The sequence below is a fragment of the Pseudomonas sp. P5_A12 genome (assembly GCF_056400685.1).
The window spans coordinates 1-26,168 of sequence record NZ_JBFUKU010000001.1 but is presented as its reverse complement, the minus strand read 5'-3'; the positions used below and the strand labels follow the sequence as shown (position 1 = coordinate 26,168).

The 26,168-nt window shown below is 59.9% G+C and carries 18 protein-coding genes; 6 read left to right on the top strand and 12 right to left on the bottom strand.

Annotation, left to right across the window (positions count from 1 at the left end; genetic code table 11):
* Window positions 1-65: 65 nt before the first annotated feature.
* The 12 genes from urtB to cbiE form a co-directional block, all read right to left on the bottom strand.
* Window positions 66-1,568: an urea ABC transporter permease subunit UrtB gene (gene urtB, locus AC1DSG_RS00090; protein WP_477789052.1), complete on the bottom strand. Its 1,503-nt coding sequence runs from the start codon at window positions 1,566-1,568 to the stop codon at window positions 66-68.
* A 143-nt stretch (window positions 1,569-1,711) separates the two neighbouring features.
* Window positions 1,712-2,977, bottom strand: coding sequence for an urea ABC transporter substrate-binding protein (gene urtA / locus AC1DSG_RS00085; RefSeq protein WP_007945241.1), 1,266 nt, complete (start codon window positions 2,975-2,977; stop codon window positions 1,712-1,714).
* Window positions 2,978-3,199: 222 nt separating this feature from the next.
* A complete protein-coding gene (locus AC1DSG_RS00080) occupies window positions 3,200-3,499 on the bottom strand; it encodes a 7(1) septoil knot domain-containing protein (RefSeq protein ID WP_477789051.1) in 300 nt (99 codons plus the stop codon).
* A gap of 201 nt (window positions 3,500-3,700) precedes the next feature.
* Entirely contained in the window at window positions 3,701-4,072 is a 372-nt protein-coding gene (locus AC1DSG_RS00075) for a DUF6124 family protein (RefSeq protein ID WP_477789050.1), read from the bottom strand.
* Window positions 4,073-4,569: 497 nt separating this feature from the next.
* Window positions 4,570-5,952 (bottom strand): PepSY-associated TM helix domain-containing protein, encoded by a 1,383-nt coding sequence (locus AC1DSG_RS00070; protein WP_477789049.1) that lies wholly within the window; start codon window positions 5,950-5,952, stop codon window positions 4,570-4,572.
* A gap of 121 nt (window positions 5,953-6,073) precedes the next feature.
* Window positions 6,074-8,191 (bottom strand): TonB-dependent copper receptor, encoded by a 2,118-nt coding sequence (locus AC1DSG_RS00065; protein ID WP_477789048.1) that lies wholly within the window; start codon window positions 8,189-8,191, stop codon window positions 6,074-6,076.
* 83 nt (window positions 8,192-8,274) lie between these two features.
* Window positions 8,275-8,724, bottom strand: a complete 450-nt coding sequence (locus tag AC1DSG_RS00060) for a DUF2946 domain-containing protein (RefSeq protein WP_477789047.1) — start codon at window positions 8,722-8,724, stop codon at window positions 8,275-8,277.
* A 20-nt stretch (window positions 8,725-8,744) separates the two neighbouring features.
* Window positions 8,745-9,224, bottom strand: a complete 480-nt coding sequence (locus AC1DSG_RS00055) for a copper chaperone PCu(A)C (RefSeq protein ID WP_477789046.1) — start codon at window positions 9,222-9,224, stop codon at window positions 8,745-8,747.
* 48 nt (window positions 9,225-9,272) lie between these two features.
* Window positions 9,273-9,671, bottom strand: a complete 399-nt coding sequence (locus AC1DSG_RS00050) for a DUF2946 domain-containing protein (RefSeq protein ID WP_477789045.1) — start codon at window positions 9,669-9,671, stop codon at window positions 9,273-9,275.
* A 298-nt stretch (window positions 9,672-9,969) separates the two neighbouring features.
* Window positions 9,970-10,704 carry a cobalt-precorrin-6A reductase gene (locus AC1DSG_RS00045; protein ID WP_477789044.1) on the bottom strand — a complete coding sequence of 245 codons (735 nt, stop codon included), beginning with the start codon at window positions 10,702-10,704 and terminating at the stop codon, window positions 9,970-9,972.
* Window positions 10,701-11,798: a cobalt-precorrin-5B (C(1))-methyltransferase gene (locus tag AC1DSG_RS00040; RefSeq protein WP_477789043.1), complete on the bottom strand. Its 1,098-nt coding sequence runs from the start codon at window positions 11,796-11,798 to the stop codon at window positions 10,701-10,703. The genes AC1DSG_RS00045 and AC1DSG_RS00040 overlap by 4 nt, the downstream gene beginning before the upstream one ends.
* Window positions 11,791-13,002, bottom strand: a complete 1,212-nt coding sequence (gene cbiE / locus AC1DSG_RS00035; RefSeq protein ID WP_477789042.1) for a precorrin-6y C5,15-methyltransferase (decarboxylating) subunit CbiE — start codon at window positions 13,000-13,002, stop codon at window positions 11,791-11,793. The genes AC1DSG_RS00040 and cbiE overlap by 8 nt, the downstream gene beginning before the upstream one ends.
* A 145-nt stretch (window positions 13,003-13,147) precedes the next feature.
* Here cbiE and cobG point away from each other — a divergent pair, with 145 nt between their 5' ends.
* From cobG to AC1DSG_RS00005, 6 genes are all read left to right on the top strand, one after another.
* Window positions 13,148-14,455 (top strand): precorrin-3B synthase, encoded by a 1,308-nt coding sequence (gene cobG, locus AC1DSG_RS00030; protein ID WP_477789041.1) that lies wholly within the window; start codon window positions 13,148-13,150, stop codon window positions 14,453-14,455.
* Window positions 14,448-15,074: a precorrin-8X methylmutase gene (locus tag AC1DSG_RS00025; RefSeq protein WP_477789040.1), complete on the top strand. Its 627-nt coding sequence runs from the start codon at window positions 14,448-14,450 to the stop codon at window positions 15,072-15,074. The genes cobG and AC1DSG_RS00025 overlap by 8 nt, the downstream gene beginning before the upstream one ends.
* Window positions 15,074-15,805 carry a precorrin-2 C(20)-methyltransferase gene (locus AC1DSG_RS00020; protein WP_477789110.1) on the top strand — a complete coding sequence of 244 codons (732 nt, stop codon included), beginning with the start codon at window positions 15,074-15,076 and terminating at the stop codon, window positions 15,803-15,805. Before AC1DSG_RS00025 ends, AC1DSG_RS00020 begins: the two co-directional genes overlap by 1 nt.
* Window positions 15,805-17,508: a precorrin-3B C(17)-methyltransferase gene (cobJ, locus tag AC1DSG_RS00015; RefSeq protein WP_477789039.1), complete on the top strand. Its 1,704-nt coding sequence runs from the start codon at window positions 15,805-15,807 to the stop codon at window positions 17,506-17,508. The genes AC1DSG_RS00020 and cobJ overlap by 1 nt, the downstream gene beginning before the upstream one ends.
* Window positions 17,509-17,813: 305 nt before the next feature.
* Window positions 17,814-24,905, top strand: a complete 7,092-nt coding sequence (locus tag AC1DSG_RS00010) for a TcdA/TcdB pore-forming domain-containing protein (RefSeq protein WP_477789038.1) — start codon at window positions 17,814-17,816, stop codon at window positions 24,903-24,905.
* Window positions 24,906-25,193: 288 nt separating this feature from the next.
* On the top strand, window positions 25,194-26,168 hold a 975-nt coding region (locus AC1DSG_RS00005), incomplete at its 3' end, for a TcdA/TcdB catalytic glycosyltransferase domain-containing protein (RefSeq protein WP_477789037.1).

The window sequence follows — 26,168 nt, the reverse complement described above, 5'->3', positions numbered from 1 at the left end:
TCCTTATCGGTTTCGCCGCCAGCGAGGCAGCGGCGCGGTCGTCAATGGGCGTGAGCATGCCCCGCTTAGTCGATCACCCGTCCTTTCAGTGCGAAGAGGCCTTGCGGACGCTTCTGGATGAACAGAATGATCAGCGCGAGGATCAGGATCTTGCCGAGTACGGCGCCGATCTGCGGTTCAAGAATTTTGTTGGCAATACCGAGGCCGAACGCGGCGAACACGCTACCGGCCAACTGGCCGACACCGCCGAGCACCACCACCAGGAACGAGTCGATGATGTAGCTCTGGCCGAGGTCCGGGCCGACGTTGCCGATCTGGCTCAGCGCCACGCCACCAAGACCGGCGATGCCCGAGCCAAGGCCGAAGGCGAGCATGTCTACGCGCCCGGTCGGCACACCGCAGCACGCGGCCATGTTGCGGTTCTGGGTGACGGCGCGGACGTTCAAACCCAGGCGGGTCTTGTTCAGCAGAAGCCAGGTCAGCACCACCACGAACAGGGCAAAGGCGATGATCACGATGCGGTTGTACGGCAGCACCAGATTCGGCAGCACCTGAATCCCGCCCGACAACCACGCGGGGTTGGCCACTTCAACGTTCTGCGCGCCGAACAACAATCGCACCAGCTGAATCAGCATCAAACTGATGCCCCAGGTGGCGAGCAAGGTTTCCAGCGGGCGGCCGTAGAGGTGACGAATCACCGTGCGCTCCAGCGCCATGCCGATGGCGGCGGTAACGAAAAACGCCACCGGCAACGCAATCAGCGGGTAGAACTCGATGGCGTTCGGGGCGTAGCGCTGGAACATCATCTGCACCACATACGTCGAGTAGGCGCCGAGCATCAACATCTCGCCGTGGGCCATGTTGATCACGCCGAGCAGGCCGAAAGTGATCGCCAGACCGAGGGCGGCGAGCAGCAGGATCGAACCGAGGGACATGCCGCTGAACGCCTGACCGAGCAGCTCGCCGATCAGCAGCTTGCGTTTGACTTGCGCGAGGCTGGTTTCGGCGGCAGTGCGCACCGTGGCGTCGGCTTCGACGCCCGGCTCCAGCAGACTTTCGAGGCGGGTGCGGGCCAGTGGGTCACCGGTTTCACCGAGCAGCCGCACAGCGGCAAGGCGCACGGTGGGGTCGGTGTCGACCAGTTGCAGATTGGCCAGGGCGAGGCTGAGCGCGGCATGCACGCTTTCGTCTTTTTCGCCCGCCAGTTGCTGGTCGAGGAACTTCAACTGTGCGGGTTTGGCGCTTTTCTGCAGTTGCTGCGCGGCGGTCAGACGGATTTTGGCGTCGGCGGCGAGCAGTTGGTGACTGGCCAGGGCGGTGTCGATCAGACCCCGCAGGCGATTGTTCAGGCGCAGGGTTTTCGGTTGGCCGTCGACGGTCAATTCGCCTTGTTGCAGGGCGTTGATCAGCTCTATGCGGGCCGGATCGGGCTGCGCGGCCCAGGACTCCAGCAGTTTGGCTTGCTGCACGGGGTTGGCGGCGACGAAGTCTTCGGTGTCGCTGGCCTGTACGGCCATCGGCAGTAAAAGCACGAGTGCAAAGATAAAGCGGTAAAGGGCGGTGGGCATGTCATTGGCCTTACGTATTGATCGTTCCCACGCTCCGCGTGGGAATGCCTCACCGGACGCTCCGCGTCCGCATTTGGGACGCGGAGCGCCCCTGGCTGCATTCCCACGCGGAGCGTGGGAGCGATCAGGCTGTGCGGGGTGGCTTAGTTGCTCTTCACCGCATATTCCGGCTTCTTGTCGTTGCCCTGAATGAACGGGCTCCACGGCTGGGCACGGATCGGCCCTTCGGTCTGCCACACCACGTTGAACTGACCGTCAGCCTGGATCTCGCCGATCATCACCGGCTTGTGCAGGTGGTGGTTGGTCTTGTCCATGGTCAGGGTGTAGCCGGACGGCGCGGCAAAGGTCTGGCCGGCGAGGGCTTCGCGGACTTTGTCGACGTCGGTGGATTTAGCTTTTTCAGCCGCTTGCGCCCACATGTGAATGCCTACGTAGGTGGCTTCCATCGGGTCGTTGGTCACCGCTTTGTCGGCGCCCGGCAGGTTGTGTTTCTTGGCGTAGGCTTTCCAGTCGGCAACAAATTTCTTGTTCGCCGGGTTCTCGACCGATTCAAAGTAGTTCCACGCTGCCAAGTTGCCCACCAGCGGCTTGGTGTCGATGCCGCGCAGTTCTTCCTCACCCACGGAGAACGCCACGACCGGAACGTCGGTAGCTTTCAGACCCTGGTTGGCCAGCTCTTTATAGAACGGCACGTTGGAGTCKCCGTTGACGGTCGAGATGACGGCAGTCTTGCCACCGGCCGAGAATTTTTTGATGTTGGCCACGATGGTCTGGTAATCGGCGTGGCCGAACGGGGTGTAGACCTCTTCGATGTCCTTGTCCGCTACGCCTTTGGAATGCAGGAACGAACGCAGGATTTTGTTGGTGGTGCGCGGGTAGACGTAGTCAGTGCCGAGCAGGAAGTAGCGCTTGGCGCTGCCGCCTTCTTCGCTCATCAGGTATTCAACCGCTGGGATCGCTTGCTGATTCGGCGCGGCGCCGGTGTAGAACACGTTTGGCGACATCTCTTCGCCTTCGTATTGCACCGGGTAGAACAGCAAACCGTTGAGTTCTTCGAACACCGGCAACACCGACTTACGCGACACCGAAGTCCAGCAACCGAACACCACGGCCACTTTGTCCTGGGTCAGCAACTGCCGGCCTTTCTCAGCGAACAGCGGCCAGTTCGACGCTGGGTCAACCACCACCGGCTCCAGCATCTTGCCGTTCACGCCACCCTTGGCGTTGATCTCATCGATGGTCATCAACGCCATGTCTTTGAGCGATGTTTCGGAGATCGCCATGGTGCCGGACAACGAATGCAGAATACCGACCTTGATGGTTTCGGCGGCCTGGATGGTCCAGGTCATGCCCATCGCGGCAATGCTTGCCGAGAGTGTAAAAGCCTTGATCAAGCTACGACGCTTCATTGTGCGATCTCCATGGACTTATGAGTTTTCTTGGTTGGCAGATGCGGACTACTGAAGGGTGTTTTGCAAAGGCTGTGCCGGTTGGCAAAAGTCGCGAAAATGACGGGTTAGAGCGGTTGTGCGGTTTTGCGACGCACCAGGAAGGGACGAGGCCGGGGCAGTGGTGCGAGGGCGTGCGTCATTGTGGTGCTGCCGCGTGACGGCAGCGGTGATGCAGGGGGTTCAGTCAACGCCGGGAAAGGAATCGACGTACTGGATCTTGAAATCGGGGAAGGAATCGACGATCTGGATTTTGTAATCAGGGAAACTATCGACAGTTTTCCACTTGCCCGGCGAGTCCGGGAAAGAGTCGACCTGCTGTACCTTCAGATCGGGAAAGGAGTCGACCACCTGCACCTTGTAGTCAGGGAAGCTGTCGACGAATTGGATCTTGCCGTAGATCTTCGAGACATCGACGGTGGTATCGGCCCATGCGGCGCTGGAGCCGAACACCAGCAACGACAGGCAAACAGATTTCAACATGAGGCTCATCCTGAGAGTCGTGAGACATGCAGTGTAGGAAATGTTGAGCCCCTGTGGGAGTGTGACGGCGCAATCCAGGGGCGACGACAAACCCTTGTGGGAGCGAGCCTGCTCGCGAAGACGGCGGCACATGCCACATCGCAGTGACTGCCCAACCGCTTTCGCGAGCAGGCTCGCTCCCACATTTGTTTTGCGGTGTATTTAGGTGGGGACGACGTTATCCACTGCGCGGTTCACGGCCAGTTCCGCGAGCATGATGACCTGCTGAATCGCTATCGCCTTATGGCGCTGCGGGCCGATCAGCTCGGTGGCGAAATCGCTCGCCAGCACACTGGCTGACGCCAGGGATTCACAGGCATTGACCAACAGACTTTCGGTGTCGTTGTTTGGGGCGATCATGAACATGGTGCTGGGGCGGCGGGGTTTTTCGGTGTATTGGGCCGGGGGATCGAGGTAGTAGTCGAGGGCGCGCTTGATGGCGTCGCGGTCTCTGAGCAGGTCTTCGTCGCGAGATGTTTCGGGATCGGGAGTGGTGGTGTCGATGGGTGGATCGGGTACGAGTTTCTTGGTCATGGCAATGATTCCCTTGAAGCAATTGGAGCCATCACTTGTCGTTTCTCACGCGACGAAGGGGTGGCAGCTATGTGCGGAGTGAGAAACCGGTAGGAATCAACCCGGCCGAACCGAAGTCCGCCCGCACACAGCCGCCATAGTCATTGCAGGCAGCGGATAAGCTGGCGGCAATTATGGTGCTGCTTGCGATAGATTGAAACCTAGCCGAGTTCTCACACCCGATCACTGAGTCTTCAGTGACAGCCCCAGACTAGACAGCCCACGTCCGACGAACAACCTGAAAAAGTCGTGGGAAACGTCCGGTCATTTCGCATTCAGATAAACACACATAAACAGCCCCAGAATCACAATCCTTGTGGGAGCGGGCTTGCTCGCGAAGACGGCGGCACATCCAGCATCAATGTGACTGACGAACCGCTTTCGCGAGCAAGCCCGCTCCCACATTTGATAGTGATCACATGTTGGAGCAAGCCTCTAATCCTGACCTCTTGCGGGTTTTATGATGAAGATGAGGCCGATTCAGTCTGTCGGCCGAAGCGCGACAACAGCACGCGATCCAGCACCCAGACCACCACCAGTGAAGCCCCCACCAGCGGAAACATCACCGCCAGGGCGAACATGATGACCATCGCGGTTTTCCATTTCGGCAGGTCGTGGCGCAGCGGCGGCACACCGAATTTGCCCTGTGGCCGACGCTTCCACCAGATCACCACGCCACTGACGGCGCTGAGCAGGATCATCAGGCAAATCAGCAACACGATGATCTGATTGAACACCCCGAACATCTTGCCTTCGTGCAGCATCACGCCGATTTCCGTAGCGCGGGCGACGGTACCGTACTGCTCGAAACGCACATCGGCGAGGACGTCGCTGGTGTATTGATCGACGTGCAGCGTGGCGTCGTTGCGTGGGWCGTCGGCGAATACGGCAATGGTGAACACGCCGGTGGCAGTTTTCGGGAAGGTGATGCTGTAACCCGGCTCGACCTTGCGTTGCACGGCGATGTTTTGCACGTCTTGCAGGCTGATGGTCGGCGCGGCCGGGCCGGCTGGCGCTCCGCTGTGGGCCATGTGTTCGGCGTGTTCGCCGCCGGACATCGGCATCGGCGTGTTTTCCATGGCCCAAGGCACGGTCTGGCGGGTGGCGGTGTTGAGGCTGCGCGCCTCGACGTCGGACTTGGGTACGTTGTCCCACATGGCGGCCGGGAACACGTTCCACACGCCGGCGTATTGCGCGCCCCAGAACCCGGTCCAGGTCATGCCGCTGAGCAACATCACCAGCAGTAACGAAGCGCCCCAGAACCCGGTGACCGCGTGCAGGTCACGCCACAACACGCGACCGCGACTGGTCAGGCGCGGCCACAAAATGCCCGCCGCCTGGCCGCGCGGCCACCACAGGAACACCCCGGACACCACCAGCACGATGCCCCAGCCGGCGGCCATTTCGATCAGTCGATCACCGACGGTGCCGATCATCAACTCACCGTGAATCGACCGCGCAACCGCTTGCAGGTTTTTCTTGGCGTCTTGCTCGCCGAGGATGTCGCCCTGGTAGGGATCAATGAATACGTTGAGCTCTGTATCGCCATTGATCACGACAAATTGAGCACTGCGCTCGGCGTTGACCGGTGGCAGGTACTGCTTGATGGTGGCTTGTGGATACGCTTCTTTCACCCGCTTGAGCAGGTCGTCGGCGGGCACGGTGTGGTGCCCGGCCGGGACGTTCAGCAGGCTGCCGTACATCAACGGATCGAGTTGCGGCTTGAACAGGTAAATGATGCCGGTCAGGGCCAGCATCACCATGAAAGGCGCCACGAACAGACCGGCATAGAAATGCCAGCGCCAGGCCAGGTTGTAGAAATTCGGTTTGGGCTGTTTCATTGGTTGTGCTCCGCTTGGCGATTCAATTGTTTGTAAAAGATCGCAGCCTCGTTTCACTCGACAGCTCCTACAGGGTGTAAGCGTACCCATGCAGGAGCCTGCGATCCTTTGCTTTTTCTTATTAAAAACTCATGTCCACCTTGGTCCAGAGCGTTCGCCCCGGTTCTTTAATGGCCTGTGGGTTTTGGGCCGGGTAGCCAAAACCGGCGTTGCCGGCCAGGTTCAAATGCTCGGCGTAGGCCTTGCCGAACAGGTTGTCGACGCCGGTGCTGACCCTCCAGTGCTGGTCGATCCGGTAGGCACCGTTGAGCGAGAACACGCCGAAACCGGGGGTCTTGCCGAAGTCTTTGCCGACGACGTTGCCCTTGTTCAGATCGATGCGGTTTTGCGCGGCGACCACTCGCCACAAGGCCCCGGCACTCCAGTTGTCTTCGCTGTAGGTGAGGCCGAAACGTGCGTCCAGTGGCGGCATTTGCGGCAGTGCGTGGTTTTCGCTGCTGTTCTTGCCCCAGGCGTAGGCCAGGGTCGCGTCGGCTTTCCAGTTGTTGGTCAATCGGTAGGCCGCACCGAGTTCGCCGCCCATGATGTTGGCGTCGATGTTTTGTGCCTGGGAGAGGGTGCCCGCTGGGGTCTGGATGTAGTTGAACAGGATGTAGTCGTGCACTTTCCCGACGTAACCAGAGGCCCAGACGTCGAGATCTTCGGTTCGGTATTGCAAACCGAAGTCGAGCTGGGTGGTTTTCTCGGGTTTGATCGAATCGAAGGCATTCAACGAACCGGCAGGGCCGCTCTTGGGTGAAAACAGCTCCCAGTAATCCGGGAAACGTTCGGTGTGACCGAGGCCTGCGTACAGGGTGGCCGGGCTGTCGGCCAGGTCATGTTCATAACGGGCGAAGCCGCTCGGCAGGGTGTCGGCGCGGGTGTTGTCGGCGGTCGGGTTGGGGCGTTTCGTCATCCCTGAACCGATGTTTTGCCGGTAGTCCTTGGCCGAGGCGCGGTCCAGGCGCGCGCCGGTAATCAGCCGGTCACGGTCGGCGGCGTACCAGGTCAGTTCGCTGAAGACGCCGTAGTTGTGGAAGTCGGCGTCCTCGGTGTACGGCAGGTCCTTGTAGGTATTGATGCCCGCACTGCCGCGCTGGCGGTGCTCGCTGGTTTGCACGTCGATGCCGCTGATCAGCTGCACGACGGCCCAGCGCCAGGTGCCTTTGACCCGACCGCCGACGGTTCGACGGTCGACGTTCGACGCCCTTGGGCCGGACATCATCCCGGTGCCGGAGGGCGTGCGCAGGGTGTAGTTGTCCATCACGTGGTCGGCGTAGTTGTAGTAAAGCTGGGCCTCGATCTTGTCCAGCACGTCGCCGACGTTCGATTTTTCGAAGCGCAGGCCGAGGCTTTCGCGCAGGAACTGCGAGCCGTCCATGCCGCGTCCGGCGTAACGTGCTTCACCATCGCTTTTGCCGGCAGTCAGTTCCAGCAGGGTGTCTGCATCCGGGGTCCAGCCGAGTGCGACGTCGCCGTTCCACTTGTCGTAGCGCGAGGGCACGATGTCATTGTCGCCATCCCGGTAATCGTCGGCGTGTGCGGTGTTGCCGATCACCCGCACGTAACCCAATGGCCCGCCGGCAGCGGCGTCCACTAGTTTGTCGAAGCGGCCGTTGGAACCGGCCAAAACGCTGGCATTCACCCGGGTGCCGAGTTCACCGAAACTCTCCGGCTCCCGATCGAAGAGGATGGTCCCGGCGGACGCGCCCGGCCCCCACAGTACGGTTTGCGGGCCTTTGATCACGGTGAGTTTGTCGTAGGTTTCCGGCGAGAGGTAGGAGGTGGGTGCGTCCATCCGGCCGGGGCAGGCGCCCAGTAACTGGCCGCCGTTGGTGAGGATGTTCATCCGCGAGCCGAACATGCCGCGCAGCACCGGGTCGCCGTTGGTGCCGCCGTTGCGCACGAGGGCGAAGCCGGGGATGGTTTTCAAGTAGTCGCCACCGTCACTGGCCGGCACCGGTTGGCGCGGGTCCTTGGGGTTGGTGACGATGGTCAGTGGCGAGCTGGGGGCGATCGCGGTGATGACCGTCGGGCTCAGTTCTTCACTGTGGCCGGCGTGTTCATCGGCCAGCGCCAGCGGTGTCAGTAACGCGCCACACAACAATGCGGTGGTGTGCCTGAATCGAACACTGGGTTCGTTCAGGGCAAAAGAAGCTTGGGCAGGGCTCAAGCGTGAGTCAGCAGAAAACCTGGACATGACAATTTCCATCGAACGGCATAAACGACACGGCCGGCAGCCTGGGGCTGGATTCTTGGCCGTGTGAGATCAGAGGTAAGTGTTTACGCGACGATGGGCGGGGCGCGGGTTCGGGCGCCGGGGAAGAAGGGTTGCCGGGCATGGCCCAGGCGGGGGGATGGGGTGGAGAACGTGTTGTCAGGCGGGGTGTTGAAGGCTGTGAGCGAAACACCGCCGGTCAGCGCCGGGCAGTTGAACAGCAGGCTGCAATAGCCGCATTTTTCCCAGAGCGCATGGTGCGAGGGTTCGGGCGGGCAGTGTTCGGCGGCGGGTTGCGCGCCGTGGTCGGCGTGTTCCATCGCCGACATGTCCATGCTCATGTCCATCGACATGTTCATGGTCATGGCAGAGGCGCGTTGATCCATCGGCATCGACTGAGAAATCAGCGGGCCGATAAAAATCATCAACATGGCGAACAGGCTGATCCAGCTGCCGCGCGTCAGGCTCAAGGGCTGACGGCGTGACGCGGATGACCTGGCGCTAAGCGGGCGCATGGCGGCTACGGCTCAGTCGATTACTGGGCGTGCGCGTGCATGTGCAGGTCTTGTGGCGGCTTCTTCTGCACAGCGACTTCGACCGTCACATCGCCGGCCTTCTCGAAATGCATCGTCAGCGGGAAGTGTTTGCCCTCGCTCAGCAGGCTGCGATCCTTCAGCCCCAGCAGCATCACGTGATAGGCCATCGGTGCAAAGGTGACGTTGCCGCCAGCGGGAATCTCGACGCTCGGCACGTGTTGCATTTTCATCATGTCGTTCTGCATCACGTGCTCGTGCAACTGGGCTTCGCCGGAAATCGGCGAGTCGACACTGAGCAGGCGGTCAGCGGTTTTGCCACTGTTGTGAATCACAAAATAGGCGGCAACGGTTGGCGCGTTGGGCGGCAACTCCTGCGACCACGGGGTCGCGATTTGCAACTCGCCGACTGTGTAGTCTTGGGCATTGGCAAAGCAGGCAGGCAGCAGCAACGCAGCCAAAACGATGAGTTTGTTCAACATGACAGTTCTCCGGAACGATTCAAAACGCAGGTCAATTGCGAGAAGGAATCACACCAGAGGGGATGCGCGGGGGTTGAGACTCGGCCATTGCTGACGCGGCGTGGGGGTGTCGAGTGTGGCGGCGGGCAGGCTTCGATTGCTCTCGAAGTGCGCGAAATACAGCTGCGGCTCATGCCCAGGCAGCGCCACCAAGGGTGCAGAGCCCGAGCAACACCAGCAATGCTGCATGTTGGAATGATCGTCGCCCTGTGGCGCCTTCTGCTCGATATCGCCCAGGGAAATCGCCACCATTTTGGTGCCGCTGGACGTACAGAAACTGCCCCACAACAATTGCTCGGCGGGTGATTTCGCCGCCTGCGCCATCGCATTGCTCATCGGCATGGCGAGCATGTTGAACAGCACTGCGAAGCAGGCGATCCATGCAATTGCAAGCCGATGTCGGGACATGGGACAAATCCATTGGGTGGGCGATCAAGCGCGGCTATTTAGCCTGATCAGGGCCGATAAGTAAAAAAGCGGCGTGCGGTGTGGTGTCGCAGTGCCACGCTTTCATAAACTTCATGATAGTCGCGAATTTCAGATTGCCAGTGCCGTCCAGCTGAGGTCGAGTACTTTTTTGTAGCAGCTGCCGAAGSCTGCGTCCGGCTGCGCAGCAGTCGTAAATCCTGCATCCACGGTTAGCCTGAAAAATCGAGGTGCCCGATTTTACGACTGCTGCGCAGCCGGACGCAGGCTTCGCCAGCTGCTACAGGTTATGTGGTGTTTTTGATGGCAGGGCTGCCAGCACGTCCGCCACCGTACTGAACTCGTGCTCAACCTGTGGCAATACCGGCCGCTTTAAAACAATCACCGGCACCCCACGCTCCCGCGCTACTTCCAGCTTCGGCTCAGTCGCGGTGCTGCCGCTGTTCTTGCTGATCAGCACATCAATCTTGCGACGCTCAAACAGTTCACGTTCATCCTCAATCACAAACGGTCCACGTGCGCCGATGACTTCGCAGCGTTCGTTGCCGGGGTAAACGTCCAGCGCACGTAACGTCCAGAATTGCTCCGGCGGAATTTCGTGCAGGTGCTGCAACGGTTCGCGGCCGAGGGTGAACAAGGGGCGGTGGAAGGGTTTCAGGGTATCGATCAGTTCGGCCCAGTCACCGACTTCGCGCCAGTCATCCCCAGCCTGAGGTTGCCAGGCGGGTCGGCGGAGCGCCCAGCAGGCAATGCCGGTCAACTGCGCGGCGGTGGCGGCGTTCTGGCTGATTTGTGCGGCGTAAGGGTGGGTCGCGTCCAGCAGCAGGTCAATGCCTTCGTCGCGAATGAATTGCGCCAGACCTTCAGCACCGCCATAGCCGCCGACGCGTACCTGACAGGTCAGATCGGTCGGCACACGACCCACGCCGGCCAGGCTGTAGATATGTTCAGGCCCAAGGGTTCGAGCGATAGCCAGCGCTTCCGTCACACCGCCGAGCAGCAAAATGCGCTTCATTGAAATGCTCCCGCGTGGCCAACAATGCCACCCTGACGATCAATCGCAAACACTTCGACCTGAACCTGGGCCGGCACCACGCTGCGAGCAAACTCCAAGGCGTGCTGACACACCGCATCACCTAGCGCGATGCCCGCCGCACTGGCCATCGCCAGGGCTTGCTGGCTGGTATTGGCCTCGCGAATCGCTTGTTGCAGTGCTTGGTCAGCACCGACCGCCGCCGCCCATTGGGCCAGTTGCGGCAGGTCGATGCTGGAGTGTCGGCTGTGCAAATCCATGTGCCCGGCCGCCAGTTTGCTGATCTTGCCGAAGCCGCCGCACAGGCTGAGTTTATCCACAGGCACTTTGCGCAGGTGTTTGAGCACGGCACCGACGAAGTCGCCCATTTCGATCAGGGCGATTTCCGGCAGGTTGTAGACCCGGCGCATGGTGTCTTCACTGGCGTTGCCGGTGCAGGCGGCGATGTGCAGGTAGCCGTTGGTTTTGGCAACGTCGATGCCTTGGTGGATCGAGGCGATGTAGGCCGCGCAGGAAAACGGCCGGACGATGCCGCTGGTGCCGAGAATCGATAGCCCGCCAAGAATCCCCAAGCGTGGATTCATGGTTTTCAGCGCCAGGGCTTCGCCGTCCTCAACGTTGACGGTGACCTCGAAACCGCCGCTGTAGCCGAGTTCTTCGGCCAGCAACGTCAGGTGATCGGTGATCATTTTGCGCGGCACCGGGTTGATCGCCGGTTCGCCGACACCCAGCACCAAACCGGGGCGCGTCACCGTGCCGACACCGCGCCCGGCCTTGAAGCGGATACCCGGTTCGACGCTCAGACGCACTTGCGTGTACAGCAGCGCGCCGTGGGTCACGTCAGGGTCGTCGCCGGCGTCCTTGAGGGTGCCGGCTTCGGCACCGTCGTTGGTCAGGCGACAAAACTCCAGGCGCATATGCACTTGCTTGCCCTTGGGCAACACGATCTCGACCGCGTCAGCACCCACCCCGGCCAGCAACAGACGCGCCGCCGCCAGACTGGTGGCGGTGGCGCAGCTGCCCGTGGTCAGGCCGCTGCGCAGCGGGGCGGGTTGTTCGGCGGTTTCGTCACGCATCGCAGGGCTTCGTCACGTCCAGCAAGGTGATGGGCAGCGCCTGGCGCCAGGTGTCGAACTCGCCCAATGGCTGCGCCTGGGCAATGTGGATGCGGGTCAGCTCACCGCCGTAGCGTTCGCGCCAGGCCATCAGGGTCATTTCACTTTGCAGCGTGACCGCGTTGGCAATCAGTCGGCCACCGGGTTTGAGTTGTGCCCAGCAGGAGTCAAGAACGCCTTCGCGAGTGACACCGCCACCGATGAAAATCGCGTCCGGACGCTCGAGCCCGGTCAGGGCCTGTGGCGCGCTGCCGCGAATCAGTTGCAGGCCGGGAACGCCGAGGGCGTCGCGGTTGTGTTCGATCAGCAACTGGCGACCTTCATCGGCTTCAATGGCTAGCGTGCGGCACGTCGGGTGCGCACGCATCCATTCGATGCCGATCGAGCCGCTGCCGGCGCCGACGTCCCACAGCAGTTCACCCGGCACCGGCGCCAGGCGTGCGAGGGTGATGGCGCGCACGTCGCGCTTGGTCAGTTGGCCGTCGTGCCTGAAGGCTGTATCGGGCAGCCCGGCCAGTCGAGAGAGGTGCTGCGTGTTCGGCTCGGCGATGCACTCGATGGCAATCAGGTTCAGATCGGCAACCTGCGGATCATTCCAGTCATTGGCGACGCCATCGATGCGTCGTTCGGCGGCACCGCCCAAATGTTCCAGCACGGTAAGGCGGCTCTGGCCGAAACAGCGCTCGCGCAGCAGTGCAGCAATCGTAGCCGGGCTTTGGCCGTCGTTGCTCAGTACCAACAGACGCACGCCGCTGAACAACTGCGCATTAAGGGCGGCGAGAGGCCGGGCAACCACGGAAAGCGTCACTACATCCTGCAACGGCCAGCCCATTCGCGCGGCTGCCAGCGAACAGGAGGAGGGCGCCGGCAGAATCAGCATTTCATCAGCGGGCACTTGCCGCGCCAGGCTGGCGCCGACACCAAAGAACATCGGATCGCCGCTGGCCAGTACGCACGCCGGCTCACCGCGTCGGGCCAACAGTGGCTCAAGGGAAAACGGACTGGGCCATAACTGACGTTCGCCACGGATGCACACCGGCAGCAAGTCCAGTTGCCGCTGACCGCCAATAATCCGCGAAGCGCGCAAAAGAGCGTGCCGGGCGTTTCTGCCCAGGCCCTTGAAGCCGTCTTCACCGATTCCCACTACTGTCAGCCAGGGTGACATCTGCAGTCCTTAAAAATAGTCCTCAAACGGACGGTTCCGACGGGCAGGCTTTTCATGCCGCCTGACAAAGCAGGCATAATACCGCGCCTTCGCCCGCGAAGCGCCTTTCCCCACACAGCCGGTCGCCCCCTTGAACGAACGTCCGATGTCCACTGCCTTACGCCCCTCGGCTTGCCCGGGGTTGCTGCGTATTGTTCAGGCACTGGACGGCGGCATCTGTCGGATCAAGTTGAATGGCGGTTCGATCAGTGCCGATCAGGCCGAAGCGGTGGCGGATGCTGCCGAACGCTTCGCCGGTGGCGTGATCGAGGCGACCAACCGCGCCAACCTGCAAATTCGCGGGATCGGCAGCGAACACGCGGCGTTGATCGACAGCCTGATAACGGCCGGACTGGGCCCGAGCAACGCCGCCGGCGACGATGTGCGCAACCTGATGCTCAGCCCGAGCGCCGGGATCGATCGGCATGGGCTGATCGACACGCGCCCATTGGCCGAGCAGATTCTCGCCACGCTGCAAGGCGATGAACGCTTGCACGACCTCAGCGCCAAATTTGCCGTGCAGCTGGATGGCGGCGAAGCCTTGGCAATGCTCGAACATCCGCATGACCTGTGGCTTTCAGCGGTCGAGCGAGACGGCGAACAACGCTGGGCGTTCGGTCTGGCCGGGTGCCCGGCCGATGTACCCGCCGGTTCGGTGTCGCTGGATCAAGGCCATGGGCTGGTGGTCGCTGTTCTGGAGTTGTTTCTTGAGTTGGCGCGGCCCGATCAGACACGCATGCGCCATCTGCTCGCCGAATGTTCGCTCGACGGGTTTCTCGCTCGACTGGCCGAACGTGTGCCGCTGATGGCTATCGAAGGCTGGCAACGCACGGCAACCCCGAGTGACCTGCACATCGGCGCTCTCCCACAGGGTGACGTCGATCATGTGTACATCGGCGCAGTGCCACCGCTGGGTCGTCTCGATCCCGCGATGCTGCGGGGTGTTGCACAACTGGCGCGGGAACAGGGCGACGGCCACCTGCGTTTCACTCCGTGGCAAAGCCTGTTGCTGCCCGGTGTTCACACCGACCATGCAGCTCAAGTTATCCACAGCCTCGAACAACTTGGCTTGCGCTGCTCGGCCGACGATGCCTTGGCGCACCTGATCGCCTGCACCGGCTCCACCGGTTGCGGCAAAGGCCTTGCCGACACCAAGGGCGATGCCCGAAAACTGGCGTTGCTGTTGCAACGCCAAGGTCATGCGCCGAACGTTCACCTGTCCGGTTGCTCGCGTTCCTGCGCCGCTGCGCATATCGCGCCGATTACCTTGTTGGCGGTCTCTGCCGGTCATTACGACCTCCATTTTCGCGATGCAGCACAGCCCGGTTTCGGCGCGCTGCACGCACGCAATCTTACTATTGAAGCGGTCGCAGCCTTGCTCGACGACCGTTCACGGAGCTCCCTAGATGCTTGATTACATCCGCGACGGTCAGGAGATCTATCGCAACTCCTTCGCGATCATCCGCGCCGAGGCCAACCTGGCGCGCATCCCCGCCGACCTGGAAAAACTCGCGGTGCGGGTGATCCACGCCTGCGGCATGGTCGATGCCATCGATGGCCTGCAGTTTTCCGAAGGCGCGGGCAAGGCCGGGCGCGAAGCGTTGGCCGGCGGTGCGCCGATTTTGTGCGATGCGCGGATGGTCAGCGAAGGCGTGACCCGCACGCGGTTGCCTGCCAATAACGAAGTCATCTGCACCCTGCGTGATGACAGCGTTCCGGACCTGGCCCGCGAGTTGGGCAACACCCGCTCCGCCGCCGCGCTGGAACTGTGGCGTCCGCACCTGGAAGGCAGTGTGGTGGTGATCGGCAACGCGCCGACCGCGCTGTTTTATCTGCTGGAAATGCTCGACGCCGGCGCACCGAAACCCGCCCTGATCCTCGGCTTCCCGGTGGGCTTTGTCGGCGCTGCCGAATCCAAGGCTGCGCTCGCCGCCGACAGTCGCGGCGTGCCGTTTGTGATCATGCAAGGCCGGCTCGGCGGTAGCGCCATGGCCGCCGCCGCCGTTAACGCCCTCGCCACGGAGATCGAATGATGCAGCAACCTGGACGCTTGATCGGCCTGGGCGTCGGCCCCGGTGATCCGGAACTGATTACCGTCAAAGCCCTGCGCCTGCTGCGCGAGTCGCCGGTGGTGGCGTACTTCGTCGCCAAGGGCAAAAAAGGCAATGCCTTCGGCATCATCGAAGCGCATTTGCAGGACGCGCAAACGTTGCTGCCGCTGGTGTACCCGGTGACCACTGAAGCATTGCCAGCGCCGCTTTCCTATGAGCAAGTGATCAGCGATTTCTACGATGCGGCCGGCGAAGAACTCGCCGCGCATCTGGACGCGGGCCGTGACGTGGCGGTGATCTGCGAAGGCGATCCGTTCTTCTACGGCTCTTACATGTACCTGCATGATCGTCTGGCCGAACGCTATGAAGCCGAAGTCGTGCCAGGCGTTTGCTCGATGCTCGGCGGCGCTTCGGTGCTGGGCGCGCCGCTGGTGTATCGCAATCAGAGTTTGTCGGTGCTGTCCGGCGTGTTGCCTCACGACGACCTCAAGCGTCGGCTGGCCGATGCCGATGCGGCGGTGATCATGAAGCTGGGGCGCAACTTCCCCAAAGTACGTCAGGTGCTGGAAGAACTCGGCTTGGCAGAGCGTGCGCTGTATGTCGAGCGCGCGACCATGGCCAATCAGAAAATCGTCCCGCTCAATGAGGTCGAGCCGATGTCCTCGCCGTACTTCTCGCTGATCATCGKTCCCGGCGAAAGGTGGCAAGGCTGATGCCCCGTCCAGTTCCGGCGATTGTCATTCTGGGCAATGGCAGCCTTGCGACCGCGCGCAAGATTCAGCAGGTCTACCCCGGCGCGTTGATCCACGGCCTGGCCGAACGGGTTGAAGGCGTGGACCGCGTCTATCACGAGTTCGGCGCGACCTTGCGTGAGCTCTATCAGCAGGACACGCCAATCATCGCGCTGTGTGCGGCCGGGATTGTCATTCGCACGCTGGCGCCGTTGTTACTGGAGAAAGGCGTCGAGCCGCCGGTGCTGGCCGTGGCCGAAGACGGCAGCGCCGTGGTGCCGCTGCTCGGCGGGCTGGGTGGCGTGAACGTCATGGCCCGGGAGATTGCCGCCGGTCTTGAAGTCGCTGCGGCGATCACCACCAGCGGTGAATTGCGCTTTGGCACCTGCCTGCTCAATCCGCCGAGTGGTTATGCGCTCGGTGATCTGGAGTTGGGTAAACGCTTTGTCTCGGATTTACTCGCCGGTCACAGCGTGCGGATCGAAGGGGCGGCACCGTGGCTGGCGCAAGCGCAGTTGCCGGAAGATCCGCAGGCACAATTGTCGATTCACGTCGGCAGTGCCGAGCGCACACCGGCAGCCAATGAGTTGATGATCTACCCGCGCAGCGTGCTGGTGGCGGTGAGCGCCGAAATCGCCGATTTGCCGCAGTCGATTCGTGCGGCATTGCATCAGTTGAACATCGCCGTGCAATCGGTGGCGTGCCTGTTGGCCTGTGATCTGCACATGGCCAATGCGGCGTTGCGTGAAGCGGCGCTTGAGCTGGGCGTGCCTTTGCGGTTTGCGTCGACTACCGGCGGAGCCAGTGATCTGGCCCGTCAGGCGCTGCCGAACGCCTCCGTCCTTTCGACTGACAAGGGCATTGCCATCGCGGTAGCCAGCGAACCGCTGGACCTTGCTCGGATCGGCCGCCCGCGCGGTCGTCTGGCGGTGATCGGCTTGGGCCCTGGCGCCGCCGAATTGATGGTGCCGGCGGTCAAGGCAGAACTGGCGAAGGCCACCGATGTGCTCGGCTATGAAACCTACGTGCGCATGGCCGGACCGTTTCGCGAAGACCAGGTGCTACATTGCACCGACAATCGCGAAGAGATGCAGCGTGCCCGTCACGCCTTTGAACTGGCGGCGCAAGGTCGTTCGGTGATTGTGGTGTCGTCGGGCGACCCCGGTGTGTTCGCGATGGCGGCGGCGGTGCTTGAAGCGTTGCACGAGTCGACTGAGGCGAGTTGGCACAGCGTTGATCTGGAGATCCTTCCGGGCGTTTCTGCTTCCCTGGCGACGGCGGCTCAGGCCGGTGCGCCGTTGGGGCACGACTTCTGCGTGATGTCGCTTTCGGACAACCTCAAACCTTGGTCGATCATCGAGAAGCGTCTGGACCTGGCCGCCGAAGCCGATCTGGCGCTGGCGTTCTACAACCCGATCTCCCGTGCGCGTCCCTGGCAACTGGGCCGAGCGCTGGAGATTGTGGCGCAGCATCGCACCCTCGAAACGCCTGTAGTGCTGGGGCGTGACATCGGTCGCCCGGGGCAGACCTTGCGGGTGACCACGCTGGGGCAATTGACCCCGGATCAGGTGGACATGCGCACCATGGTGTTGATTGGTTCGTCGACAACCTGCGTGTTCCCGCGTGCCGAGGGCGGTGAGTGGGTGTATACCCCGCGTTGGTATGGCGACAAACCCGCTTCATGAAGCGTGGCGGCCTCGTTCTGAGGCCGCTTTCCTGTTGATAGTTCTCGTGTCGGGCATTTAAGTGTCCTGATGTTAATAAAGACTGGGATCGGTCATTGCCGCCACTCATGTTTATTGAGCGTTGTGATTCTGCTTGTGTGTTTTTTACTGTTTTGCACGGCGTTTAAGTTTCTGGATGTTCTACGGGTAATGAATTGTTGGTTTTCCATCGTGAGACGGAAAATTAGTTGGGTTAATGTTGTTTCCTGAGTCTGATTGGCTCTTTGGTTTTTTGCCGATTTCTATTTCTACAGGGAAGTTTATTTATGGATGAGCAGGAAGCTCGTCGTGCGAACGGCTATGTCGGTTTTGTCGATCTTTTTAAACTGTCAGATCTTGAACAGGCCTTGCTGGCCTATAAAGGTACTGATGGATATGACGCTGTTTTTCGATATTACTTCGGGTGCCTCGGGCTGCTCGATTTTCCAAGGATGCGTGTGCCGCTGGGTCTGTTGCGCCAGGCGCTCAAGTCTTTGGTTGAACCCAATGGCCGACGCCGACGTGCCGCTGAGCAGGGGCCGCCATCAGCGCCGGATGAGGGGGCTGCGCCTGGGCTGACAGAAATACAGGACAGGCTGGAAAGTTTTCATGCACGCCTGTCCAACAGCATCGAACAATTAAGCGCCGTCGCCACTGAAGTGCCTAAAATCTTGCACTTTGTCTGGCTCGGTGGCGGTCTTGGGGGTATTCAGCGCGATTATATTAATGTCTGGAATAAAGCCGTAGCCGGGGAAGGTTACAGCGTCAAGCTCTGGTATGACAGCGACGCACTACTGGCCTATGAAACAAACCGGATCATTGTTGAGGCCGCCAAGGCTGACGCGATGCTTAATGGCGGGCAGGCCAGTCAGACAGCCATTGAACTGGGCGACAAGTATGAGGAACGTGCCATCGTCCTCAAGCAACAAATGTACGCTCATATCTCTCTGGCTGTAGCGCGGGGTATAACCGCCGATGAAGCAAGAATTGATCTTCTGGTTCGGGCTTATGGCCAGAATGAAGCTCACCTTAAAGCCTTGAGGGATAAGAACAGCCGAAGTATTTCGGAAATGGGCGAGCAGGGTATTGAACTTCACGATCTGGCGAATCAGGTAACACCGCTCAGTTTGCAGGCTATTTACCAACGGGAAATAAGTTTACGTGGCAATCTTGCCGCCGCGTCCGATGTGGTGCGCGTTGAGGCGTTGATCGCTGAAGGCGGAAGTTATGCCGATGTCGATAACCTGCCACCGCTACGGGAAACGCTTGGCGGCGTGGATATCAGCCAATTCAGCGCCGATGCGCGTTTGGGCGTGTTGCAATTGTTACTGGATCATAACCCTGAGTGGATGCCAGGTCGTCAGGCACTACGCGGCCAATACACGAACTATTTCGAAGTAATCCCCAAAGAGCATCGTCCGGCTCTGGAGCGATTTGCCAAAAGTCGCCCGGACTTGAGCAGCGTTTTTAGCCCACCGGCAGAACGCCTCGTTCGGCCTGACGGGTTGCGAGCGGTTGCGGAGCAAAGCAGTTTAAGCAATGCGTTCCTGATGGCTCATCCCGGCTCGGCCATGTTGAGGGCGGTGATCGAGCGTTTCAGGTTCAACTATGAAGTTGTCGACGCCACGGCACGCTTGGCCCTTGAGCGAAACATTGCGCTGATCGACGCCGAGACCATGAGCGGTCTGGCATTGGAGGTGATCGAAAAACAATTCGGTCCCTTGCACCAATTGTCATCGGAGGAAGAGCTCTCGTTCAGTTTTCTGGTCGAGGCTGCGGCGACCTACTACAGCGACGGCATCCGCCCCCAGAGCGAAGTGACGATCTACCTGACCGGTCCTGCGGCAATGCGCGATGCAATCGAGGCCTATGCCCGCGCGCACTTCACCGTTCGAGCGGCCGAATCCTGGCGCGAGGACGTTGCAATTGCCGCCAAGGGCACGGTCAACCGGGCAACCGAGGAGGAGTTGGATCATTCCTGGAAAGAAAACGCGAGCGACACCGGGCAATGGTTGATCAATGAACAAAAACGTTGGCAAGAAGGGCGGTTCAAAATCCGCTTTGCGGGTGATGTCGCCCAGTTGCTCGAATACCAGACCATCCAGTTTGAGGAAGGCTGGCCTGTCATCGAGGGGCGTCATGTGTTGTCGACGGTGCTGTTACAGCGACTGGCCGATGAATTGGGTGGGGCATTCCTCAACGCGATGAATGAGCAACACAGCGGTCCGATGACCTTCGAAAAAACACTGCCATTGAGTTTTGATGATCGCCAATCAATCCTCGCTCAGGATGTCAGAACACGGCCTCCGGCTTCGCTGAGTGACTCGACGACTCAACAGCTGTCAGTCGATGAAATACTGAGCCGCATCGCCAACGGCTCCTTTCTGAGTGCACAGTTGAGCCCCCGGCAGCGGCTGATGCTGGGGGCGTTGCTGGGGGCGTCGGCACTGGATAACCGCAGCTTCGACTCGGTGAGTGTCGAACTGGAGAATCTGGCCAATACTGTTTCCGAGCTGGGGGTATCGGGCCGTTATGCGGCCATTGAGCGCCAACTTTACAAACACCGTGCGCCGGCCTTCCAGGCTGGGCTGGAAAACGTTTCAGGCGAGCCACCGGTGTTTGCCGAGCGTGCCCTGGATCTCAAGACAAATGCGCTCAAGCAGCCGCTGACCTTGCGTGAATGGGGCCAGCAAGTTGCCCGGATTCAGCAATTGGCGAAAATTGAATTCCGTGACCGGATTGTCGAACGAGTGAGCCTTGTCCTGAACAGTTTCCATGCTGGCTCGACCAAACTGGTGCCGCAGGATTTGCTGCTGCAGGGCACTGGCGAGCAAGTGGGTGGCCGCTGTTACCCGCTGACGTTGGCGATGTCCGCGGCATTGACCCAAGGCCCGGCCGCCGCCAATACCCTGCGGGAACGCTTCTACCTCGGCGTTATTGACCCTGAAGAAGGCGACTCTGCGGTCTTTCTGCGTGTCGTGGAAGAGATGCGAGGATTACAGCTGAACGAGATGGGCGCCGCCTTGGCTCGCTCTGATCTGGCTCAGGTCGTGGCGTTACTCGAGGCCAAAACATCCACGACTACTTTGATGCTCAACTCCAATAACCACTCCATGCTGGTGGCGAAAACCTTTGATGGCGAGCGCGGCCTCTATCATTTCTACGATCCTAACTTTGCGGTGTTCGAGGTTGAACAGCCGCAGCTGTTTCGTGAGGCGCTGGAGGCGTTCTTCCTGCAGCATGAAATGGCCAGGCAGTACGACGCCTACGGTGAAACTTCACGGCCGATGTTTGACCTGATCGAACTGGATGGGGCGCGCCTTGCCGGGACATTACTGTCTTCTGGTCTTCGTGTGTCGGACTTGCTGCAACCCGGCCCGCTGAAGGAGCAGTCATTGCCAGCGGTCAGGCAGCGCCTGGCGAGTGCTCGCGGCGAATCGCTGATGAATAATCCGCGACTGGGCAGTAGTCTGCTGGAGCTGGACGGTCATTGGTGGGGCCAGCAGATAGAGCAGGCGACTACGGCGCTGCAGGAAAAGAATCCAGGGGTCGCAGGGTTTGTCCCGTTGTTCGAGACACTGGAAGTGACCCCGGTCGGCGAGTATCGCTTGAGCCTGATCAACCCCCGCAAGCCTGAAGATCTGGTGCAAGTTATAACCAGCGATCAACGTTTCCTGCGCATCAAAAACTATCTGTCAGCGCATTTCTCGACGCTGGCCACAAAACCCCGGGCACCGATCAACGAGCCGGGTCCGACCGGGGCTGGCAGCGTTCATACACTGAACGCAGGCTTCACTATCCAGGCGCTGATGAATGCGCTGCGCTCTCGGGAAGGCGCCGGGAAACCGTTGACCACCGCCGTCCGGTTGCACGCCTATGTCAATTACGCACAGCTGGTGCACGGTAACGTGATTGATGTGCTTGRCCTGGTCAAACTGGTTCGACAGGCCCTGGCAGACGAGAAGGTGATCGCGCAGACCTGTGCGCCGGTGGTGAGCGAAGCGTTGGGACATGTGGCCAACGAAGGTGTGGGCGCGGTGTTAGGTCTGGCCAATGCAGGCTTTGATGTTTACCAGTTGGCTACGGCCCAAAACGATGTGGAGCGCGCGCAGTACGGGACTCAATTGGCATTTGATTCGGCGAGTGTGGTGCTGGCCGGCGCAGGAATCGGCGCCGGTGTGGTCGGTGCGAGTACGGCGGCAGCGGTTCTGGGCGGAGCCGGGGTGATTTTGGGCGGCCTGGCCATCGGTGCCGCAGCACTGGCACAGGGCTTTGCCATCATCGCGGAGGAGGTGAAACAGGTCGGGTTGTTTTTTGACGAGCTGGAGCGGGCTCATCGTGCAGGCGGTTATCGGTTTGATGAGGGGGGTAAAGCATGGTTGCCTCAACCCTCGCTGGTATTCCATACGCTGGATTTGAATGCGCAAACCTTGATGTTCGACAGCCCCAAACTGTTCCCCCTGCGCGATCATTTAGGGGTGCCGGATTTTGAGGTGAATTACGAGCGAGCCATTGATATTCGCCGTGAACTCAACCTGCCGGGACAGGCCGATTTCCGTCCTGCTGCCGGACAGGTCATCGTGCTGCCCTGCACGCCTGAAACGATCTACGGCTACGAGTACAAGTGGCTGCCTTTTTCCACGTTGCGTCATGACGTTGGCTTTGATGTGGCCCGTCGCCTGGAGAAAAAGAAGCCGGACGGCCAATACCTGTTTCTCTTTTCGTTCTATTCGTTTCCCGGTGACTACATTGTCTATCGTCTGAACCCGGTCTATCAGCCGACGCTGATCACCGTGCGACTGGACGCAGTCGATCGCACGCTGGTGGTGCCCGATCTGCCGAAATCGTGGCATGAAAAAATCACCTATAGGATCGAAGGCGCCGATGCGCAATGTTCGCTGGTGCTCAATCCCGGAGTCAGCATTGAACTTGAAGCGCCGTCGCTGAAAACTTCGCGCTGGGTACTGCACGCGTCCTGGGCGAACGTCAGCGATGTACGAGTGGAAACCTCCGGAGGCGTTTCCATTGGCGCAATCAAAGTGATGATCAGCGGCAAGGGACGCCATGAAATCATGGTCAAACTCGCCAACAACCAGGTGTTCAGGGTTGATCAGGTAAGCCAGCAATTGCTGCTTCTGGAGCAAGATGTGGCCCCAGGCATAAACGCGCAGGTGTTGCAGGACCACTTCAAGGCCCTGGCCAATGACCATCGTCTGGCCATGCCTTATACGCCGATTCATCAGTTTCCGGTCCCGTTTGAAAACCCGGACGAACCCAGGTTCGCAAACGCCTGGTACGACGCGGGGGAAGACCGGTTTCTATACATCCGCGATGACGCGCTGGGAGAGGCCGATGGCGCATTGCTGGGCGCAGTGGATAGCGGCTATGCCTACTTCTACGACCCGCACACTTACTTCATCTGGCGAGTCGACGCAGTGACCGGTTTGCTCAGTCATCGTTACAGGCTGTTGGTGGCGAGGATTGCAGATAGTGTCATCACCCACTGCAAGGTGGAGTCGCACGGGGTGATCACGATCGTTCAGAGGGTCACGCGCCAAGGTCGGACGGCAGACGAGTATGTGTACCACCTGCATGGAGACGAGGTGTTTTTGAGTTCAATGACTCGAGATCTGGATCTGGCTCTGGAAACCGTCTTGAGCACGGCTGACACGCTTACCGACTGGGCACGGGTGTTTGGAGAGTATGTTTCACCTTTGCCTGCCTCGACTCACGATGGCGTCACCACAGTCAGCTGGCAGCCTGCACCTTACGTTTCGGTTTGCTGGAAGGTGGACTCAACGTTGCGTGATCTTGCCTGGGTTCGCAGCAACGACCAGCTGATTGTTCGTCCCGTCCCGTTACGACACCGGGCACGAGGCTGGCCGGACTCCATCAAACAAATGAATGAGCTCACGCTGATTCCCCCGGCAAACGATGAGGCTGATGTTTTCGTCATTTACGACAAGACTTCCAGGCGTCTAACCCGCCATGAACGGATTAACGGGGCTTGGTCCGTTCGACAGATTGCACCCGGAGGGCTGGTCAATGTGGTGGCTGTTGAAGGCGGCTTCCTGGCGCTGACCCGCGAAGGTCTGTTCTTCAATGTGACCGCCGAAGGCCGCCTACAGCTGGCAGGCCTGTCCGATGACTGGCTCAGGGATCGAGCGCAATGGTGGTTGGCGCTGGATGCGGTGGCCACTCAAGACCCGGTCGAAAGTTTTGCCATTGTGGGTTTGAAGAATTTCAGCGGCGAAACCCGGTTAAGCGCCTGGTATGTGGATAATCGGTTGTTGCTGTCCGAACTGGGGCATGGAAAGGAAGTGCGTTTGCTGAGCGTTACGCCGGATAACAAGGCGGTCTGGTTGCTTGAACGTTCAACCGGCGAAGTCTACCGTCAGGCATTCATTGATCCCGACGTGCTTGACGGTGCGTTTGGCCCGGGCCTGCGATTGTTGCAGGCTGACGCGGTACCGGCCCCGCAGCGCGAGTGGGCGCCCTGGCGGTTTGCCATGGTCCGCGCAGAAGGCGCAGGCCTTCGAGCAACAACGCTTGAAGGGATCGAGGTCGAGCTGCGTTATCAGGAGTCGGTGTTGGTGACCGGGGTCGATAATGATTGGGTTGCCGCTCAGTCCGACCCATTGCACGACAGCCTCAAGACGCTGGTCGAGCACCATCGGCATACCGGTTTTCTTTCGGTAGAGGAGCCCGACAGCCGACAATGGTATGTGGCCGAAACCGGGCGATTGATTCGGGTGCCTCAGGCATCGATACCTGATGACTTCGAACTCTTGGGTACGCAGCAACACACGAATGTGTTGCTTCATGACAGCAAAGATGGGCGCTTGCACACCTACCCCTTGATGGAGCAGACCGGTCCGGTCAGTTATGTGCAGCGTAATGCGGAAGTCATCGCGATCGAGGGACAGATGGCGGTAAGTGACCTCTTGCCGCTGCTGCCCGACGATGTGAACACCTTGATCCTTCGACTGGGGCAAGGCGCAGTCACTTGCCATCTATCGCAGGCTGCCTGGTTGAGACTGGAGTCGGTCATCGTCGACTGCCGACAGTCTCTGGGCGGTGCGGCATGGATTCCCGGAAAGTTGATCTGGGCCTTGGAGCGCCCGGAACAACTTTTACTGAGCAAAGTTGGGGAACACCTGGTGATGATTGATTCGGACAGTGGGCACAGTCTGATCTTTCGTCAGGTATTTGCGGCGGATCCAGCCTTGCGTGGGGAGGTGTTTCTGGCAATTGGCGGCTATCAGTCCGTTGCAGTGTCGGGGCTGGTGAGTGCCTTGGCCTCCAGAAAGGACACCACGGGCAGTGTGTTATTCAATGAACTTTTGTCGAACGGAAAAACTGAAACAGTAGGAAGTTAAGTTATGCCGTTTCGTCACGCATTGCGCTTGTTCAATGTGTGACGACATTGTTTTAGTGTGTTTACGCTTTATTGGTTTGCCGCGACATGATTTGAATTTTCTTCAGTTTGAATAGATGGCCTTCGTGTCATGGTTTGCTCGCTCTCAACGAAGTTTGTTTGTGTGAGTATCGCTTTATAACTGTTTTTATAATTTTCTGATGGTTGGGTGTCCCGTGCCTGCAATGTTGTGCGGGTTTAACGAGTCTGATTGTCTTTTTGTTGTTGCTGTTTCAAGGATGAAAGTTTAATGAGTGTTACTGAAAAAATATCAAATAAAGGCCATGGTTTTTTCTCCCCGGAAGAGTTTGCAATCGTCAAAGCTTCATTTTCCGAGTTCTCCGGTACGACCGAATATTTAGCGCTTGAGCGCTACTATCACCTTGCGAATGAAAGTCCAAATGCCCCTGAAAAACAGGTGCCCGTAAAACTTTTTCAGGACGTATTCGAGTCGCTGCTTCGTCAAAAAGCAACGCCGGTTTCGCCCTCCCTCCGTGAGGCCTCTGCCGGCCTCAAACAATATGCGTCCAGGCTGTCCAATACCGCCGCCATGCTCCCCAGGGCGGCTAAATTCGTGCCAAAAATCATGCACTTCGTTTGGGTCGGTGGCAGTGAAGTGGGGGCGATTCAGCGTGATTACATGAACATCTGGCGTAAGGTCCTCGCCCCAGAGGGCTACACCTTCAATCTTTGGTACGACAGCGATGCCTTGCTGGCCTTCGAGATGAACCGGGTGATTCTCGAAAGCTCCAGGGTGCATGCGATGGAGTCCGGGGGCGATCTGGTGACTGACCCTGTGAAACTCTCAAGGATGATCGAGGACCGTGCTCGCGTGTCGAAACGGCAAATGGCGGATTTTCTCAATCAGCCCCTATGGGCCGTTAGGGCAGACGAGGCGCGGATCGACCTGATGGTTCGAGCTTATGGCAAGGATCGCGCGGTGCTGGAGAAGTTTCGCCAGAAGTGCCTGGACACCCATTTGGAGATAGTGGGGCAGGATCTGCGGCTGCGGGATGTTCGCCATGAATTCGCCGACCATTACTTAAAGGATGTTTATCAGCGCGAAGTCGCGATGCGCGGCAACTTTGCCGCGGCCAGTGATGTCGTGCGCTTGCAGGCCGAGTATCTGGAGGGTGGTCGTTACAGTGATATGGATTATTTGCCACCTTTGGCCAATAACCTGGGCGGAGTTGATATCAGCGGGTATAGCGAGATTGCCCGGCTC

Bases quoted from the DNA above. Each gene is read 5' to 3' on its own strand.
- urtB (WP_477789052.1), bottom strand. From the start codon at position 1,568: ATGCCCACCGCCCTTTACCGCTTTATCTTTGCACTCGTGCTTTTACTG.
- AC1DSG_RS00080 (WP_477789051.1), bottom strand. From the start codon at position 3,499: ATGTTGAAATCTGTTTGCCTGTCGTTGCTGGTGTTCGGCTCCAGCGCC.
- AC1DSG_RS00075 (WP_477789050.1), bottom strand. From the start codon at position 4,072: ATGACCAAGAAACTCGTACCCGATCCACCCATCGACACCACCACTCCC.
- AC1DSG_RS00065 (WP_477789048.1), bottom strand. From the start codon at position 8,191: ATGTCCAGGTTTTCTGCTGACTCACGCTTGAGCCCTGCCCAAGCTTCT.
- AC1DSG_RS00060 (WP_477789047.1), bottom strand. From the start codon at position 8,724: ATGCGCCCGCTTAGCGCCAGGTCATCCGCGTCACGCCGTCAGCCCTTG.
- AC1DSG_RS00055 (WP_477789046.1), bottom strand. From the start codon at position 9,224: ATGTTGAACAAACTCATCGTTTTGGCTGCGTTGCTGCTGCCTGCCTGC.
- AC1DSG_RS00050 (WP_477789045.1), bottom strand. From the start codon at position 9,671: ATGTCCCGACATCGGCTTGCAATTGCATGGATCGCCTGCTTCGCAGTG.
- AC1DSG_RS00045 (WP_477789044.1), bottom strand. From the start codon at position 10,704: ATGAAGCGCATTTTGCTGCTCGGCGGTGTGACGGAAGCGCTGGCTATC.
- AC1DSG_RS00040 (WP_477789043.1), bottom strand. From the start codon at position 11,798: ATGCGTGACGAAACCGCCGAACAACCCGCCCCGCTGCGCAGCGGCCTG.
- cbiE (WP_477789042.1), bottom strand. From the start codon at position 13,002: ATGTCACCCTGGCTGACAGTAGTGGGAATCGGTGAAGACGGCTTCAAG.
- cobG (WP_477789041.1), top strand. From the start codon at position 13,148: ATGTCCACTGCCTTACGCCCCTCGGCTTGCCCGGGGTTGCTGCGTATT.
- AC1DSG_RS00025 (WP_477789040.1), top strand. From the start codon at position 14,448: ATGCTTGATTACATCCGCGACGGTCAGGAGATCTATCGCAACTCCTTC.
- cobJ (WP_477789039.1), top strand. From the start codon at position 15,805: ATGCCCCGTCCAGTTCCGGCGATTGTCATTCTGGGCAATGGCAGCCTT.